12 protein-coding genes are annotated in these 19,734 nt (G+C 26.2%); 2 read left to right on the forward strand and 10 right to left on the reverse strand.

Features of this window, described 5'->3' with window-relative positions; all coding sequences use genetic code 11:
• Positions 1–60: 60 nt before the first annotated feature.
• A complete protein-coding gene (locus tag ACO409_RS01605; RefSeq protein WP_485554195.1) occupies positions 61–1,131 on the forward strand; it encodes a tyrosine-type recombinase/integrase in 1,071 nt (356 codons plus the stop codon).
• A gap of 439 nt (positions 1,132–1,570) precedes the next feature.
• On the opposite strand, the gene ACO409_RS01610 is transcribed toward ACO409_RS01605, so the two are convergent.
• The 3 genes from ACO409_RS01610 to ACO409_RS01620 are packed head-to-tail and all read right to left on the reverse strand — an operon-like array spanning position 1,571 to position 4,205.
• Positions 1,571–1,744, reverse strand: a complete 174-nt coding sequence (locus ACO409_RS01610; RefSeq protein ID WP_485554197.1) for a FeoB-associated Cys-rich membrane protein — start codon at positions 1,742–1,744, stop codon at positions 1,571–1,573.
• Positions 1,745–1,794: 50 nt separating this feature from the next.
• On the reverse strand, positions 1,795–3,990 hold the full coding sequence (feoB, locus tag ACO409_RS01615) for a ferrous iron transport protein B (RefSeq protein ID WP_485554198.1): 2,196 nt from the start codon (positions 3,988–3,990) through the stop codon (positions 1,795–1,797).
• Positions 3,987–4,205 carry a FeoA family protein gene (locus tag ACO409_RS01620; RefSeq protein ID WP_485554200.1) on the reverse strand — a complete coding sequence of 73 codons (219 nt, stop codon included), beginning with the start codon at positions 4,203–4,205 and terminating at the stop codon, positions 3,987–3,989. The genes feoB and ACO409_RS01620 overlap by 4 nt, the downstream gene beginning before the upstream one ends.
• Before the next feature lie 931 nt (positions 4,206–5,136).
• On the opposite strand from ACO409_RS01620, the gene ACO409_RS01625 reads away from it, so the two are divergent.
• Complete coding sequence (locus ACO409_RS01625; RefSeq protein WP_485554202.1) at positions 5,137–5,661, forward strand: OmpA family protein; 525 nt, start codon at positions 5,137–5,139, stop codon at positions 5,659–5,661.
• 414 nt (positions 5,662–6,075) lie between these two features.
• On the opposite strand, the gene ACO409_RS01630 is transcribed toward ACO409_RS01625, so the two are convergent.
• From ACO409_RS01630 to ACO409_RS01660, 7 genes are all read right to left on the reverse strand, one after another.
• A complete protein-coding gene (locus ACO409_RS01630) occupies positions 6,076–9,753 on the reverse strand; it encodes an LPS-assembly protein LptD (protein WP_485554203.1) in 3,678 nt (1,225 codons plus the stop codon).
• A 594-nt stretch (positions 9,754–10,347) separates the two neighbouring features.
• Positions 10,348–11,181 carry a hypothetical protein gene (locus tag ACO409_RS01635; protein ID WP_485554205.1) on the reverse strand — a complete coding sequence of 278 codons (834 nt, stop codon included), beginning with the start codon at positions 11,179–11,181 and terminating at the stop codon, positions 10,348–10,350.
• A 39-nt stretch (positions 11,182–11,220) separates the two neighbouring features.
• A complete protein-coding gene (locus ACO409_RS01640; RefSeq protein WP_485554207.1) occupies positions 11,221–11,901 on the reverse strand; it encodes a peptidylprolyl isomerase in 681 nt (226 codons plus the stop codon).
• 76 nt (positions 11,902–11,977) lie between these two features.
• On the reverse strand, positions 11,978–12,331 hold the full coding sequence (locus ACO409_RS01645; RefSeq protein ID WP_485554209.1) for a hypothetical protein: 354 nt from the start codon (positions 12,329–12,331) through the stop codon (positions 11,978–11,980).
• A 32-nt stretch (positions 12,332–12,363) separates the two neighbouring features.
• Entirely contained in the window at positions 12,364–13,284 is a 921-nt protein-coding gene (locus ACO409_RS01650) for a manganese-dependent inorganic pyrophosphatase (RefSeq protein WP_485554210.1), read from the reverse strand.
• Positions 13,285–13,440: 156 nt separating this feature from the next.
• Positions 13,441–16,734, reverse strand: coding sequence for a UvrD-helicase domain-containing protein (locus ACO409_RS01655; protein ID WP_485554212.1), 3,294 nt, complete (start codon positions 16,732–16,734; stop codon positions 13,441–13,443).
• On the reverse strand, positions 16,718–19,702 hold the full coding sequence (locus ACO409_RS01660; RefSeq protein ID WP_485554214.1) for a PD-(D/E)XK nuclease family protein: 2,985 nt from the start codon (positions 19,700–19,702) through the stop codon (positions 16,718–16,720). The genes ACO409_RS01655 and ACO409_RS01660 overlap by 17 nt, the downstream gene beginning before the upstream one ends.
• Positions 19,703–19,734: the final 32 nt, after the last annotated feature.

Consider the following 19,734-nt stretch of genomic DNA (forward strand, 5'->3'; position numbering starts at 1 on the left):
TATTAAAATTATAGGGTAGAATGATACTGCCCTATAGCTAGATTTTAGAATGGGGAAGAAATGGAAAAAAATAGAACTAAGAAAGGAAATGGTAGAGGTAGTATAACAAAAACTAAAAAGAATAAACCTTATTGGGTACGAGTTACAGACTCAGCAACAAAAAAACGAGTATCGTTAGGACTGTATAAAACGAAAAAAGAAGCACAACAAAAATTAGATGAATATTTATTTAATCCTTACAATTTAGAAACACATACAATGACATTTGAGGAAATATTCAATTTATTTAAAGAAGCTCAAGAAAAAAATGTTGCTAAGGTAACTTTTAAATCTTATATAAACAGTTATAAGAGATGTAAACCATTATATAACCTTATATTTAGGGATATAAAAGCTCCACAATTACAAAGTCTTATAAATAATTTAAATTGTAGCAAAGGAACAAAAAGTATTACTAAAGGGTTTTTAAGTGTACTTTATAAATATGCTATAGAAATGGAAATACTAACTATAAATAGAGCGGAACATATAAAACTACCAAAAGAAAGCAAACATAAAGAAATAAATATATTTACTGGCTATGATATTAAAAAATTGTGGGATAATATTAAAATTGATTGGGTAGAATACATTTTAATTATGATTTATACAGGAATGCGAATTGGGGAAGCTGTTAATTTAAAAAAAGAGAATGTTGACTTGATAAATGGAATCATATTTGGTGGAAATAAGACAGAAAAAGGAATGAATAGAAAAATACCGATTCGTGATGATATTTATCCAATCATACAAAATCTTTATAAAAATAGTCCTACAGATTATTTATTTTACAATAAGAATTGGGTATTTAAGAAAAAAAATAATGAAAATAAGCCAATTCGAGAAAATTACTTTCGTGAAAAATTTTATAAAACACTTGAAACATTAGGGATAGAAAAACACGAAACTCACGATTGCAGAAAAACATTGGCAACTTTTATGAGAAAATATCAATTAAATGAAGTTCAAATAACAGATATATTAGGACACGAAAGTATAAACACAACAATAGATTATTATATTAAAAAAGAAGATGAACAGGAATTAAAAAAATCAATTAACAGAATAGATTTTTTTAAGGATGTAGTATAAAAATATTATTTAAAAGTCTAAAAATCATACTTTGAATATATCAAAAAAGGTAACCAACAGGTAACCAACACATAAGGTAAATGGTTATTTTTCCAAACTTTTAAAAAAATATAACAAAATATGGTAATGTTTAGCAATTCAAAAAAAATTATCTCAAAATACTGTATTATTTGGCTTAGTAAAAAGAATAGCTATAAAAAAATACGCCATCCTTGTGATGACGTATTAAAAAGGAGTTTTGAAGAAAAAAGTTTTCACTTTTTCTATTGGTCAAATATTATTATACAGGAATACTCTTATAATAGATTTTTTATTGTGTTTGTTTTTACTTTGTGGAATTATGGAATTAAAAATAAAATCAAGCCCTGTTAATATTGATGTGACTAAATATTATTAGGGCTTGAGAAAAAATTATGGACATTCTATTTTAATTATTTTACTATTTAGAGTGATTTTCTACTTTTTCATGTGAACTGCATGAACCACCTGAACAGTGACAGCAGTCTGTTCCACAGAAATTTTTATTTTTTTTGTAGTCTTTGTATATTTTTCTGAATACTGCAAATACAATTGCAGCTGCTATTACAGCAATAATGATTGTTTTTATTATCATTTTTATACTCACTTCCTTATTAAATTAATATTTTTGTACTTTATTTTAATTTATATAAATAGCCTTGCAATGTTGAAAAATATGGTTGATACTACATAAGGCGTAATTAGTAACATTGATACTTGAAATATTAGTAATTTCCATCCAAATTCTTGTTTTAAAGCTCCCATTGCTACGGCACATGGTACTATAAGAAGAACATATAGCATAAATGAATATGCTCTTATTTGTCCATATTTGTCATTCCATAAGTTTCTGATTGCTGGGATGATATTTCCACCTGCATCTTGGTCAAGCTCTTGCTGATTCTTCATTTCTAATGTTGAAATTTTGAATGTTGCAATATGACCTAATGATTTTATTGAATCAACTACAGCTCCTCCAAGTGCAATTCCTTGATCTTTTAAGTCTGACATAAAGTTATATTCCTGCTTTTCGTCTTTTTTTTGAGATAATAATATTTGTCCTAAAAATCCTACTACTGTTTCTTTTGCTACAATACTTGGTACAATAGAAGCTACAGGCTCCCATCTGTCACCAAAACCAGTTGGCTTGAATACAGGCTGTACAATTTTTGCTGCTTGACCTATGTATGAATTTTCTGCATCTCCTTTATTTGGAAAATATTGAAAAAACCAAATAATTAATAAGATTCCTAAAACTATTGTAGTTGCTTTTTTTATGTAAGAAAAAGTTCTTGATCTCATGTTAGCCCATACTGCTTTGATGCTTGGAAGTCTGTATGGTGGTAGTTCTATAAGAAGTTCTGTATTGTTTCCTTTAAAATAATCAAATCTTTTTAATATAAAAGCTACTAAAAGAGCCATAAATACACCAAAAAGATAAATTGAAACTACCACTAAAGCCGCATGCTTACTAAAGAATGCAGCTGCAAGTAATGAATAAACTGGCAGTCTTGCCCCACATGACATAAATGTTGCAATAACTCCTGTCAATCTTCTTGTTTTTTCATCTTCCAATGTTCTTGTTGAATAAATTGCAGGAACTGTACATCCAAATCCAATTAACATTGGAATAAATGCTTTTCCTGAAAGTCCAACTTTTGTCATCATTTTGTTTAAGATGAATGCAACACGAGCCATATATCCACTTTCTTCAAGGATTGCCATAAAAAAGTAGATAAAGAACATAAGCGGTATAAATGTCAATACTGAACCTACACCAGCCAAAATTCCATCAAGTATAAAACTGCTTAACCAATTTGGCACTCCTTCAATAGCGTGACCCACATATTTTATGACAAAGTTACTAAAAAATCCATCAATCCAGTCAATAAATGGAGAACTTCCATCAAATACAACTACGAAAACAGCATAAATTATAGCAAGAAAAGCTATTCCACCAAAAAACTTGTTCAAAAGTATTTTATCAATTTTATCAGTTAAGGCAAATTTATCACCTGTTCCTCTTTTTAAATTCACTGAAATAATACCACGAACTGTTCCGTATCTTTCCCTTGCCAAAGCATCTTGAGCTTCAATTCCATATTGATTTTCAATATTTTTCTTTTCAGTTTCCCCAATATTTGAAAGGTCAACTTCAAATTCATTTTTTACTCTTGCCAGAGCATCAAAATCATTTTCTAAAATTTTAATTGCAAGCCATTCAATTGGATATTTTTCCAAAACTTTTTCATAAGATTTGTCATTTTCTAATTTATTTCTTAGGCTTTCAATATTATCTTCAATTTCTTTTTTAAATAATAATCTAGTTTGGATTTTTTTAGTTGAAAAATTTTGTTTGTAAAGTTCTACAACTTTTTTCATAAGCTGATCTATACCAGCTCCAGATTTTCCACTTGTAAAAACTACTGGAACTCCTAATTGTTTTTCAAATTTTTCTACATTTAATTCATAACCCACCCTTTTAAATTCATCTTGAAAATTAAGAGCCATAACAATTGGGATGTCAAGTTCCTTTAACAATGCTGTTAAATAAATATTTTTTTCAAGCGATGTTGAATCCAGCACGTTAATTATCACATCAACTTTTTCATCTAGCAAAAAATCTCGTGAAACTCTTTCTTCTGCCGTACTCATTGATAAATTGTAAATTCCTGGCAAATCAATTAATTTTACATCTTCATCTCCGACCTTAAAAAATACTTCTTTTTTTTCAATTGTTACCCCTGGCCAGTTCCCCATTTTTAAACTTGCATGTGAAATTTGATTAATTAAAGCGGTTTTCCCAACATTAGGATTTCCGACAAATGCCACATTTATCATTTTATCACCTCAATTTGAATGTGATTTGCTAAATTTGTACTAATGACAATTTTAGTTTCAACTGTCTTTATAAGGACATTTCCATTTGCAATATTTTCAATTGTGCATGCATCTCCTCTACAAACTCCTAGACTTAACAACCGTGTGTCTAATTTTTTTTGATCAATGTCCTTTAACAAAAACTTGTCTCCGACTTTTCCTTCTACTAACGTCATGTCAGATCATCTCCTCTCATTTATAATTTTAGTAATATTTATGATTTTCGATTTTCAAAAAACACTTATATGTCCAAACTAATAGAAAAAAATTCCCATATAATATAGTATTTTATAATAATTACAAAAATGTAACAAATACTATGAAAACCGAATATTTTAATTAACAAAGTAATTTTATACCTTTTTATTAAATATTGCAAGTTTTTTTTTCAAAATTATAAAGTAAATTATTTGGAGGTGTGTTATATAATAGATATGTTCGATAACCTAAGTTTTTTTATCTATACAAGGGGTCTTGATCCCTTGCTTCAAGATATTTATTTTATTAAATTCTAAGTTTGTATAGTTATCGAACAGGTCTAATAAAATATATTCAAAACCGTTTAAGATCGAGCTATTAAAAATCATATAAACTAGAGCTTGAGTAAAATAGTTATAGATATTGAATTTAGTTTTAAATTAGTTTTACTATACAATAAAAGAATCATTCTCATTATGCAAGATAACAATAACATAAATGTTGCTGCAAATATTTAACTTTTTCTGAAAAAGAACAAATAAGTATGTTTTAATAAAAGGAAATTTATATGTTTCGTAGCTAAGTTGGTTGATAAAAGTTTTTTTAATATTTTTAGATATTATGTTTCACAGCTGGATTCTTCATATAGACAGAATAAAGTCTAATACACTTTCAAGAATGACTAAACTTAATACAGGGGAAAAATAGTTATACCCTAAGAAAAACTTTACTTTTTACAATTTTTATCAAAAAAATCTATGAAAATTAAAAAGAATATGCTATACTAAGATAAAGGAAAGTATAATAAAAATATATTTATACTTTTTTGCTTGATTAGCATAAATTGTAAAAAATTTAGGTTTTAAAAAATAGATTATAACAAAAATTAAAAAGGAAGAGAGGTATAATATGGAAAAAAAATCAAAAATAACTGCAATGTTATCTGTCTTATTAGTTTCAGCTCCAACTACAGCTAAAAAAATTACAACATCAAATTTACGTGATAATGCGATGCAAGCAACAGCAGTTGAAGTCGACGGAACAAATGCGACAGATGATCTTAACATATCAAAAAACAAGGATAAATCAGATATTGTAGTGTTGGATACAAGTAAATTAAAATTTGATTTTAATAGTGCTACAATAAAGGAAGAATATACTCCTATATTAGAAAAGCTTAAAAATTTCATTGAATCTAAAAATTATAAAGTATCTATTATTGGGTATACTGATTCCAAAGGAACAAAAGAATATAACAAAGAATTGTCTTTAAGAAGAGCTGAAAGTGTTGAAGAAAAATTAATTGATCTTGGACTTGCTCCAGAAAAAATCATTGAAACAAAAGGAAATGGTGATAGAAATCCAGTTGCTTCAAATGACACGGAAGAAGGAAGAGCTGCAAATAGACGTATTGAAGTTCAGTTTATAAATTAAAATTTTTTAGAAATTACAAAACTTAAAAATTTTATAATCAGCATAAATATTCACTTCATAAAAATAATATATTTACTAGAAATATAACTAGAATTTCTTTTATACTAAGACTCATTTGAAAAATAAAAAACATATTTTACTTACTTTCTAAAAAATCTATTATTTTGATGAGAAATAGTATAAAATAAAAAAGCCGAATTTTAAACTCGGCTGATTTTTTTTAAAAGAGTATAAAAATTTACTTTTTCCTCTTAATACAAAAGTAATACTAAACCTTATTTGAATAACGGATACATTATAAAATTTTTTATTAGATTAAATCTAATATTTTATACTAACAAGAGGTCTTATCCAGTGCATAACAAAAATTATAACAAAGCTATTATTTTTATGTAACATAAAATAATATTATAACTATAATCCTGCTCCAAATTCAAATCCTTTTCCAGAATACTTAAATTGAGCATTCTTTTCAGGAAATGGCGTTACTCCAAATTTTAATGAAACTACTGGATAGTAGCCTAATTTTTTATTATTAGGTTTATCCCATTTCATCCCTGCTCCAATTTCCCATTCAACATTTTCAAATCTATGTGTTAATGTTGCCATTCCTAAGGTTAACTTGTTAACTTTTTTTGCATACCATGAACTTTCATAGATTTCAGGATCAGAAGATTTTGGGGCTCCATTTTGGATATACTGAATTTTTCCTCCAACCCACCATGGCTTATCTGGATCTCTTGAGAACATATATTTTCCTTCAAATTCATGCTTTCTAAAATCAAATGTGCTATTACGTGTTGATGCATTACGATATATTCTATCTGGTCTTTCCATTATAAAAGCATATCTCACAAACATCTTTTCCAAATACCCAGCTTCAACTTTAAAAGTCAAATCATTAATTTTATCAAATCCATTCATTCCAGTAGGATTAGAAGCATCAGATCCATCTAATTGTATATCCATTCCAATTTGAAAATATTTTTTTTGACTTCTTAAATTTTGAAGTTTAGCATTAAAATCATTTAAGCTGAACTTATTCTGACGATAATTTTCTTCTTCCACATAACTTTTATATGCCTCTTCTTCTTCACTGCTTAAAAATAATCTGTTGTCACTATTTACAACGATATTATCTATATTAGAATTATTAGCATTATTAATAGAAAATTCTTGTGTATTTGAATTTTTTACCATATTTATATCTTTAATTTGATTTTCTGTTTTTGTAATTTCTTTTTCTTTTTCGTTTTTATTTAGATCAGCAGCATACTTAGGTTTAGCATTATTTTCATATTTGTACAAAAATCCGATTGTAGTATAATCATTTCCACGTATGTATTTATCATCTGAAGTAACAATTGGTGTATTATTTAAATCCCTATATATTTTTTTTCCAAATCCAAGATTTATTTTAAAATAATGATCCGACTCAATTTTTTTGTTCTTCATTTTTGAAGTATCAAAAACAAATCCCAGCTTGTGATAGTTTGTTTTTAATTTTAATGCTGGATAACCAAACGTCGCTACATTTCCATAAATATCATTCGCTTTGTTTAATGAGTTTGTATATTCAAATCCCCATTCATTAAAATTGACTCCAAAACTTCTTTCCTTCAAAGATTCCTTATATATCTTTTGATTCCATCCAAGGCTAGTATTGTAAGGAAATAATTGTTTATTTTTATCAGAAAATCTGTACAAGAAGTTATCTCCAGCATCTGATAAATATCCATATTGAATTTCCCTGTTAAAATTCCTATCAGATTTAAAATCTTTAAATTCATAGTTATCATTATTTTCAAAACTAAGACTTACAAATCGTTTATTTGCAATATCAGCTTTTAAATAATTTTTGACATATCTGTTTTTTAACCAGTTATCTTTAAAGTGTCTATCATCTCTCATTGCCAAATTATAATTAAACGTTATATTTCCTATATGATAATTAAAATCATTTCTAAGTCCAAGTGCATTTGTTGGAATTTCTACAATATCATATCCTCCGTAAGTTGCACTTCCTGCAGTTGTCCTTTGTAAACTGACAGTTGCATCATTTGTAACTTTTACATCGTATTTATTATTTTTTTTAGATGTATTATCATAAATTGTTGTAAAAAGTCTTGTATCTAATGTAAAAATTCTCATTGATGGACTTTGCTTTATTGTATCTCCGCTTGCATTTCTTGCTACTTTATATCCTGTTTTTGAATTCAAGTCTTCAACTTTTCGTCCATTTTTAAATTCGGGAACTGGCAAATTGCTATAATTACGATTTTCAAATGCCAAGTTATATCCAATAAATGAATCTCTCAATGGAATATCAATTCTGTCATTACCTATATTAAATTTTTGTGATCTGTATTTTTCATAGATAATATTTTTAGGACGACGTATTGTTTCATTATCTTCGTAAACTTTGTAAATACGGCTTTCATCAGTTGTTGTAGGATTAAGAAATAGTGAGTTGTAATTTTCATTATCTCTTGTATAATCATATTCATATTCTTTTTTTATAACCTCAACTTGTTTTGCTTGTGCTCCAAAGTACAATGTGTTTGTTAAATTTTGAGAATTAGTATGAGGTTGATATCCAAAAAAGTCACTTTCCCTAAAAGGATAGTAATTTCCAAATGTCAGTCCCCATTCTTTTCTCTTATCGTAAGCAACATTTTGAACCCAGTGGATTGTCTTGTCGTCACCACGGTCACGCATTCCTGAAAGTTCACCATATTCATCATTATCTGAATTAAGATAATTGAATTTTATTTTTGGACCTTTAAAGTCAATTCCATAGCTTCTTTTTTTTCTGTATGAATTTAAATCTCCAATATATCCAGGATTAATGTCACGAAAATCTTCATTTTCCAATATTACTTCAACGTCTTTGTTTCCATTTGTATATTTTATGTTTTTATATAAATCGACATCTGTTCTATGCGGATCAAGATCATCATCTTCCATAATCTTATCATTTATATCAGTCAATGCCTTTAATGCACGCTTATCTTGTGTCCAATAATATTTTGCATTAAATTCTCCATTTTGACCAAGTTCCTGATTAATATTCATATCCCAAAAACCGATATGTCTATATTTATTTACAAACGAAGTATAATCGTCCTTTAATTTTGCACCGTCAACTGCATACATTAGATTAGTTGTAATATTTTGATAATTTAAGTTCCAGATTCCATAACCCGCATCATAAAATTTTCTATCTTCTTTAGCTTTTTTTGGAACATTTGTAACTTTATGATTCCATTTGAAGTCCCATTCTTTTTTGTGATTTCCAATTGGAACAACAATTCTATTTACAAATATATTTCCAGAATTATTTCCCCAAAAAGAATAATCATTTGAAATTTTTAAAGCTAATTTTTGTTTTGTACTTAATTCAAAATCAACAAATCCTTGTGCAAGCGGTCCTAAATCATAATCAAATCCCATAATCCCAAAAAGTCCTCTATCACTATCCATTCCAATATAAGGAAATAATGTGGCCCTTTGAGTAGACGGTTTTAGAGAAGTTACATAATATGGCAGTTTAAACCAAGTCTTCCCAGCTGCAAAAAAGCCAATATTTCTTGCAATAGCTTTTCTATTTGGATAAATTTCCAGCTCTTCTGCATTTATTTTATAGCTTGGATTTTCATAAGGACTTGTAGTAAACCATCCATTTTTTATAAAAATTGCTTTATTTCCTAAACTTAAAGTTTCTTCACCACCATAACGTAATTTTAAATTGGCATCATAACTTTCTGAATTAAATATCTTTGCCAGTTTTGTATCCATATCAAAAATGAGGTTATCAGCCTTTATAATTTGAGAACCTTGAGAAAATTCAACATTTCCAGAACCTGAAAGAATATTTCTATTAGCAATTTTTTTTAATTTGTCAGCATTTATTGTGTAATCTCCGTATTTTACAGTAACGTTACCTTCTGTTTCTATTTCTTCCGTTTCCAAATTTATTTTAGATTTCTCTGTTTCCAGATCTATTACTTCCCCAGCAGCATCCAGCTTGCCAAAAAGTATGATATAAAACAGCAAAATAAACAATACTTTATATTTCTTCATCCTTTTCATTTTTTCAACCTTTTATTTTTTATTATATAATATCTCATCAATCACTAAAATTATATCACACCTCTATGTTTTGAACCTTCCATAATAAAGTCAATAAGATTTTTGAGATTTTTTATTATTTTAGACATTCTCAATTTTCTTGCTTTTTCAATTCAAAATCATCCGTATTTGACATACTTAATTATTGTTTTTATTATATCATAAGTGACAAAATGTTTCAAATTTTTTGTCTTTGAGGACAGAGTAAAAATTATGCCTCTAAATAATTTATAACTTCTCGTTTGAACAAAGGACGGATTCTATACTCAAAATTGAACTATTAAAAATAATAGATATGTTCGATAACCTAAGTTTTTTTATCTATACAAGGGGTCAAGACCCCTTGCTTCAAGATATTTATTTTATTAAATTCTAAGTTTGTATAGTTATCGAACAGGTCTAATATAAATTTAACGATTTGAGTAAAATAGCCATAGCTTTTGAGTTTAGTTTTAAATTATTTTTGTTATAAAAATAATAATTAAAGAAAAAAACTGTTTCAAGCCATTGTTACATAGCTAAAACAGTTTTTCATAAAATTAAATATTTTTTTTATTAATTATTTTCATCATCTTTTTTTTCTTCTAATGGTGATATATATTCTAGTTCTTTACTTTCATTATCTGTTTTATTGTTTTCAGTTTCTTTAGCGAAAGAAAATTCTTCAGGAATTTCAGCATTATATTCTACATTTAAATAAATTATTGAAATAATTATTACTTGAAAAATATTAATAGCTCCATTTACAATTCCAAATAAAATAGCCCCTATAATTCCCAAAAAATTTAATACAATTCCAATGAGTAATCCCAAAATAATCAAAATGACTATAGGTACAAACATTCTCATTCTATTATTTTTACAAAGAAAAAGATTATATTTAAATGTTTCAATAATACTTCCATTTCTGGAGATATATGCAGGTATAAAATACAATATGAATAATGATACAACAATATAAACAACTAATAAAATAACAATCGGAATAATTATAGTTGCTAAAACTTTAAATCCTCTTTCACCATATAGACCCATTTTTATTGCTTGGCTAATAAATGGAATCATAAAAAGAGCTGATAAAAATCCTGCTACTGCTATAATTCCAAGCAATATAAGTGATTTTATAATTGTATCATCGGCTTTATATTTTTTTCTTTCTATTTTGAAAATAACTTTTTTATAAAAAAGCCATATTCTAACTAAATTGACAAATGATGCCAAAGTTCCAATAAAATTTTTAAAAAATACTGAAATTAGCGATAAAACTAGAATAATTATTATATCTCTGTTATCATTTCTGATCATTTCATTAAAAAGTTTGTACGCCTCTTCAAAATATTGAGAAAAGCTTAATTTTTCGCTTTTTAATAAATTTCTTAATTTGTTCATTTTTTCTCCTTCTGTTTTAATTTTATTATTATTTAAATTTTATTTCTGATTATAGTCAGAAAGTTTTGTATTTGTATCTATTTGATTTGATGGTTTTTTTAGCTTTGATTCCCATTCGCTAACTTCATCAGGAAAATAATCCAAAAATTTGTCTATTTTCTTTCCTTTGATGTCAATATTTAATATTTTGTCATTTTCCCTTAATGTTCTTAATACGCTTAAACCTTCACGAGATTTTATTCCACCAATAATCGTATATTTTCCGTTCAATTCTTTCATTGCTTGCATAGTAATAAAAAACTGGCTGCTGTTAGTATTTGGACCTGAATTTGACATTGCTAGTATTCCCTCAACATCAAAAGTTAGCCATTTCTTTTTCTCATCTGGAACAAGGTACCCTGTTGTCCCAGTTCCATTTCCATCAGGATCTCCTCCCTGAACAAGTCCATTTGGAACAACTCTAAAAAATTTCAATCCATTGTAAAAATCATTTTTTGCCAAAAATACAAAATTTGCAACATTTTTAGGAGCTGCTTCAGGATATAGAAAAAATTCTATATCTCCTTTTGTAGTTTTTATTACAGCTTCCATCTGAAAATCTTTCATTATTTTTTCAAATTTTTTATCTTCTTTTGCTTGTTTATTTTTACTTCCTTTAGCATTTAGAGTACTAGCTACTACAAGCATTAAAATACTAACCAATATTGCTACTTTCTTCATTATTCTCCCTCGCTTTTTATTTTATTAAAAGGGGACGAATCCCCTTGTTAAATAATTTTTTTATTATCAAATAAATTTAATGAGCACTTTTTATATATTTTATTGTCTCTTCGATTTCCATTTTATTGTTAAAGTCAAATTCCAAGATTCTGAAATTAATCTCTTCAACATCCATATTATATTTTAAAAGCTCCTTTTCTTCCATAATATTATCATAAATTACAAGGACGGAAAACTGGTTTCCAAATCCGTCAACCAGCTCCAATGTGTTAATTACTCTATTTTTTTTCATATTAAGGGAATTTCTTATTATTTCATTTGCTTCCCTTTTATTTCTAGCTTCTTTGTAAAGTTCAGAAATTATCATAGGGAGCTTTATCGCAAACAAAATTTTTAGTTCTTCCCTTTTTTTTAATTTTATTATTGCCATCTTTAAAATCCTTATTTTTTATTTTTGTAAATTTATCCTTGAATTGCTTTTGTCAATGGCGGAATAATTTGTTTCTTTCTTGAAACTACACCTTTCAAAGTCACTAAATTGCTATTAATTTTTTCTCCAAATGCTTTTTCAATAACATCATTTCCATTTCCAGAAACTAATGCTGTAGAATCATTTGTCAAAATATTTGTAATTGCAAGCATAAAGAATTTTAGCTCTTCTTTTGCGATAATATTATTAATTTCAGCTAATAATTTTTCTTTTCTTTCTAAAACTTCTGATTCGTTTACAGTATTAACTTGTGCTACACCAATTTTTGCACCATCAATTTCAAAAATTTTCATATCCATATTAAGAAGTTCTGCTTCAGATTTATCTCCAAGTGCAGTTCCAGCTTTTAACATTTCAAGTCCATATTCTTTTAAATCTACTCCAGCAATTTCAGCCAATTCTTTTCCAGCTTTTGCATCACATTGTGTACAAGTTGGAGATTTGAACAATAATGTATCTGAAATAATGGCACTTAACATAAGTCCAGCAGTTTCTTTACTTGGTGCAAGATTATTTTCCTTAAATAATTTTAAAATAATAGTTGCAGTACACCCAACAGGCTCTACTCTTGCATACAACGGTTCATCCACATTAAAGTTTGAAATTCTGTGATGATCAATCAATTCCAAAACTTTTGCTTCTTCAAATCCATCAGCAGTCTGAGTTCTTTCGTTATGGTCTACTAAAATAATTTCCTTTCCAGCCACGTTTTGCACCAATTCAGGTTTTTCAACTTTAAAATAGTTCAAGGCATATTTAGTTTCTTCGTTGATTTCACCAAGTCTTACAGCCTTTACATCTTTTCCCAATTTATTTTTTAGTTCCGCATAAGCAATTGCCGAACAAATTGTATCTGTATCTGGATTTTTGTGTCCAAAAACTAATATTGACATATTTTTTCCTCCTAAATTTTAATCGTTTTATATTATTATAACCTATTAATCTTATTTTTGAAATAGAAAAATCTATTTTTTGAAAAAAACTTAAAATAAATAGGTATTTTGAAGCAAGAGTTCTTGCCTTTTGTTAATCGAGTTCATCAGATATTTTTAAACTTCCAATAATTTTACATCAATTTCATAATCCTCTGAAACTTTCTCCCTTAAAATATTCCTATACTCCTCAATTTGATCCTGATATTCTTTTTTAGTTTCAGGCTCAAATCCAGTCTTGTAATCATAGATATATATTTTTTTATTAACTTTATCAATATTGATTCTATCAATAATACGCTTTTTCCCATCAGAATCATAGATTTCAAATTCCGTATAAACTTTGTATTTCTTATCATAAATACCGCTATTCTTTTCAATAAATTTATCCATTCTGACAATTAGTTCTTCCACAATTTTTTTCCCCAGCATATTTCCATATCGGCTCAAAAGTGCAGATTTTGCTATCTTTTTCTCATTTTTCAAATCATTTAGAATATGCTCAAAATAATAGTGCATCGCAAGTCCTTTTTTTCGTTTAAATTCTTTTTCTAAAGTTATGCTTGATTTTTTTATTTGAAATTTATCTTTTGAAAAATAAGTTTCCAAAATTTTATTGTTTATTTTAAATTTTTCAGAGTTTTTTATATTTTCATTTTTTATTTTAATTGTTTCAATAATTTTCCCACTATGATATTCTTTTTCGTTACCATTATAAACTTCAATTAATTTATTTATAAAAGTATCTGAAAATTCATATTCTTTAGGATTTTTCTTAGTTGGAGTCAATTTTTTGATAACTGCTTCACAGTATAAAAGGAGATTTTTTTTCGCACGTGTCAAAGCAACATAATCAGTGTTTATTTCTTCCATTTTTTCCTTTTGGGAATTTTTTTCAGCAATCATTTTATATTCTTTTAGTTCTTTTACATTTTTAGAATATTTTGAAAAAATTATCAGGAAATTGGTTACATTGGAAAAAGTTTCATCATAATTAAAATATGTTTCAAAAGTTTTAAAATTATTTCCACCTGTTTTTCCTTTTCTATAATAAATTATTGTATCAAATTCCAATCCTTTGGACTTATGAATTGTCATTAAATTTATGGTGTTCTCATCAGAACTGCTTATTTGACGCAAATTGTCCCTTTCATCTTCAACATGCACGATAAATTCGTACAAATTATCAAATTCTTTTAAAATATTGAAAAATTGAAAAATATTTTTTATATCGCTATTTGTCGAATAGAAACTTGTCACATCAAAATTTTGAATAATTTTTTTTGAAAAATTCTCATTTGAATATTTGTTGTTTAAATTAACCGAAAGTTTGTAAAGTTCTTTTATTTTTTCCAAAATTTTAGAAAATGAAAGTCCATTTCTTTCCATAAAATCAATGTTTTTATATCCCATCAAATTTTCTTTTTCTTCCAAATTTTCCAAGTTTTCTACAAAATATTCAAAACTATTTTTATTTTTCAGATTTTTATTCGATAAATTAATATTTTTTGTAATATATTTTTCAATTAAATATTTATTTTCTACCAAATATTTTACGTGATTATTCAGGCACCCAATTAAATCACTTCGCATAAATTCCAATAAATAAACAAAATTATGATAGACAAAAAATTTTATTAGCTTATATAGCGGTTTAACAGCCTTGTAGTCCAAAATCGAAGAATTGCTCTCAAGCGTAAATGGAATTTTTTCTTCATTCAGCCTTGCTGTAATTTCCGCGAGCTCATTATTTCCACGACAAATTATACAGCTTTTCCCAAGATTCTGAATTTTCCCTTCTTTTAAGTCTCGTATCATTTCTTCGTATGATTTTTCAGGTTTTTCTTCCTCTTTCTTATATTTAGATTTTCTTTTTTGAAAATAATATCCAAAATATCCTTTTTGATATTCTTCATCATCGCGATATGATGAATCAGTGTATTTCCAGTTTTCATTATAATTATTAAAAATTTTATTTACATTTTCAATAATTTGCTTGTAGCTTCGATAGGATTTTTCCAAACTCTGAACATTTCCACCAATCAGGTTTTCCAAATTTTCAAAAAGTTCCTTTTCTCCACCACGCCAATTGTAAATGCTTTGTTTTTCATCACCAACGCAAATAATATTTTTGGCACTTGAAAGAAGTAATTGTAAAATTTTCCATTGCAAAATACTTGTATCCTGAAACTCATCAATCATAATTGTATCAATTTGTCCACCAATAAGTTCCAAAAAATCTCCTGTAACTGTGTTGTTATTTTTATTGTCAGTTTTTACAAATCCTAGTTCCTTGTCAAAAATAAACTTATACGTATATGTAGAAATATCTGTGTGAGTAAATCTTTTTGTACTTAATTTTGTTTGTTCTGCAATGTCAAATATAATTTTTGCAAATTCTTTTATTTTCCTGTCATTCGGTAATATTTTCTCATGAAAAATATAATTTGAGATTGATTTGTGCAAAAGTTCCTGATCTTTTTTCATTGTATCCAGTAGTTCTTTGGCTTCTTTTCCACCAGTTTTTTTACCGTTCCAAATATTTCCTGTACCAAAAATATCATCTGATTTTTCCAATATTAATTCTATTTTTTTATCTTGCATAGTAGAAGTATCGGGATTATTTTGATTTAGTTCTTCAAATTTTTTAAAAATATCAGTAAATTTTACATTTAATATTTCAGTAACGTTTTCTCTTTTTATTTCAGCAATTTTTTTCGTATTTTTAAGAATATTTTCAAAAATATTTACAAAATCTGTACTTGATTTACTATTTTTCAAAGCTAGATTTGCTTCTTTGTAATTATTGCCAGCTAGCAAAAATTTTTCCTGCAAATTCAGTAGCGATTTTACAACTTTTACATAAGTCGAGATATTTTTCCTGTCTTTTTCTTCATCTATCATAAACTTAAATTTTTCAAAATAGTTATTATTTCCAATTATTTTAATCAAAATATCATTGTAAAATTCATCATCTTCTTCGTCAATTGTTTCATAGCTATAAACACCAAAATATGGAGCGATCGTATTTTTAAAAATTCTGTTTGTAAATCCGTCAATTGTGTAAATTCTGATTTCATCCTTATTTTTGATCATTTCAAAATACATATTTTGTAAGTTATTTTTTAAGATTTCATCATCGGAGAATCCATAAAGTTCTTTTAGGCTATTTTCCAGCTCTTTCCAGTTATATTTTTCAAATGCAATTTGATAAAGAAAATCATAAATTCTCTCTTTAATTTCCGCAGTTGCCTTTTTAGTAAAAGTCATTACAACTATATTTTTATAATTTACACCTTTTATCAAGTTTGCAATATATTCTAGTGATAATCTATAAGTCTTCCCAGTTCCTGCACTTGCTTTCAAAATAATTTTATTTTGTTTTTCATTTATATTATTTATTTTCATCATTTAATTCATCCTCCCTTCTGCATATATTTTTATAAGTTTGATAGGTGTAGTTTTGCACATCTTTTATATCACCAATATCATAATAATCAGTTTCATAATATTTTTTTACGACTTTGAGAATATCATCTTCATTCAGAAATTCTTCTTCTTCTTTTCTTTTATCATCCATTATATCGCCATTCCATACATCCACCACAAATTTTTCTATTTCCTGACTATTTCTTTCAGAAAGCATAATAGAGTAGTAATCTAATTGTTTAAAAGCATTGTCAACTTTTTCTTTCTTTTCTTCTCCTTTTTTATTTTTTAGGACACCAGATTTATAGTCATACAAAATTTCTTTTTCTTTCAATTTTAAGTGCAAATCAATTACTCCATTTATAAAAATATTTTCATAAAGTTTCTTTTCTGATTTAAGTTTTATTTTTTCTTCCGAATAAATTTTTATTTCATCTTCATTTTCAATTCTTTTCATCATTTTTTTCAATATTTTTTCTACTGATTTTACAATTTCTTTAAATGAGATTTTTTTATAAAATTCCAAATAATCTTCAGAAATTTTATATTTATATGAATTTAGAACATCTTTTAAAACATCCTTAATTTCCTTTTTTAAAATTTTTTCATCTTCCTTACTTTTTATCAAAAGTTTCTTTTTCTCAATATTTTCCTTATTTTTAGAAACAATTTTTTCATAAATTAAATGAATAATAGTTCCAAACAATTTATCCTCTAATTTTTCTTCAATTTTTTCAATCTCAGTTTCACCAATCATTTTATCTAAATAATACCCATACTCAAAGGTTTCCATTTTTTCAAAATCATAATATCCAAGACTCAATTTTTTTGATTTAACTTTATCTAAATTTTTTTCCAGCTTAGATGGAATAAATTTTCCAATTTCTCGTGGTTTCCATGTTTTTTCTATATTTTCCAAAAAATAGTTTTTTATAAAATCCAGTTCGTCATTCTCATTTATTTTATTTTTTTGTGCTTTTATACTGTATTTTAGCTTAATTTCCTCAATAACTCCAGCCGAATCTATATTTTCATCTTGATTTTTTACATAAGATAAATAAACATTTTTTGCTCCTAGAATATTTTGATAAAATTTAAAAATCTCAATTCGCTTTTCATCATCACTTATAGGAAGCCCTATTTTTGCACGTTGAATTTTTGTAAATAAATAATTGTTTACATTTACTTTTGGAAATGTATCTTGAATATTGAGAAGGATAAGGTTTTCCTTTTGAGTCTCTGAAATTGCTGAAAATGAATTAATCGAATATTTTGCAATATTTTCACTATCCTGCTCGTCACTTTTTTCAAGATTTAAACTAATCGCTTTTTTATCTAAATATTTCAAAAATAGTTTCAATAAACTTGCTGAAATTACATTTTCACTAAAAAAACCACTCCATAAATTATCAAATGAAAAATCTTCCAGCACTACCATTTCCGATAAAGCTTCAAAATACTTATCTCGAATATTTTTATCCAGCTCACCGCTTCTATCAAAAATTTCCTCAAGATAGCTTCTATATTCTTCAAGCGTCTGATATTCAAAAATTCTTTCAATTTCATCAATTAAATTAATAATTCCTTCAATATCAATATCTGTCCAATTTTTATAATATCTTTCATTTTGATTTTTCAAAATTCTAAAAATTTCATTTTTAGAAAGATATTTATATCCCTCTCTAGCAATTTCCACAAAAAAATTATAAGATTTTTTTAACTTAAAGATTTTTAAAAAATCATTAGATTTAAATGCATCATACAAATCTTTCATTCTAATTTTTAAAGATTGGTTACATTCTTTTTTATTTTCCTTTTCAAATTCAAATTCATAGTTTTCTAAATTTTCTGTTTTCTCATTTTCTATTTTATAATTTTTTTCAGTTTCAATTCTAGATTCAAAATCTTCATTTTCTACTTCATCACTTTCAGAATTTTTTCCAATAACTTTTACATTTTCCAAAATATTACAGATTAGTTCCAATATTTTGTAAATCTTTGTTTTTTGCATAGTAATTTCCAGATTAGAAGAAATTTTTTCTTGTTTTAAAAGCTGATAATCCTTTTTCCCATCTTCTCCGTTATCCTGCAAATCATAAATTTTAAAATTTTCTGTATTTTCAATTTTTTCTTCATTTTCACTGTCATTCAGTTTTTTTATCATTCCCAAAAGCTGTGAAAATTTATTTTCATATTCAAAAATTTCAATATTTGTTTCAAATTTTTCCAAAGATTCACTTTTATTAGGAATTGAAAAACTGTCATTTATTTTTAATTTTTCTTCATTAAAATCATTTTTACTAAGCTGCAGAATATTTTCTGCTATAATTCCTCTGCTTTCAATATTTTTAATTATTTCTTTTTCAAAAGGTGTAATTTTAACTTTATTTATAAAACAAATTTTATTAAATTTTTTTAAAAAACTATCCGAAATATTTTCCACATTTCTAAGCATATATGGCAAAATTAGTCCTTTTAGCTGTACAATTTTTTTAATTTCATTATCAATTTCAAGTAAAGTTTTAAAAGTTTTAACCTGCCATTTCTCCAGCTCCACCTTTTCCAAATCAATCTTATATTCCTGAAGTTCTGCAAATAAATTATAATAATTATAGGCAATATCAATAACATCATAATAATTCTTAATCTTCATCTTCTTTTTTAGCTTTTGTGTCAATGCATTATAAAATAATACAACCTGTTTTTCTTCTTTTATCACAATTTTGTCTGTAATAAAAAGATTTTCATAAAAATCATAACTGTTCATCATCTTAAAATTCTGAAAAATCCCTAGTTCTTGCTGCATTTTCTCATCTTGCAAAAAGTTTCTTTTAATTTCAAAAAATGAAGCTGAATTTTCAAATACAAAAAGTGTATTTTCATTCTTTTCAAACTCTTTAAACAATATATTTTTTAAATCAGAGCCAATCCCTTTATAATTAATTTTCATAATATTCTTCCCTCCTTAATGTTGAAATTTTT

Source organism: Leptotrichia sp. (assembly GCF_057270615.1).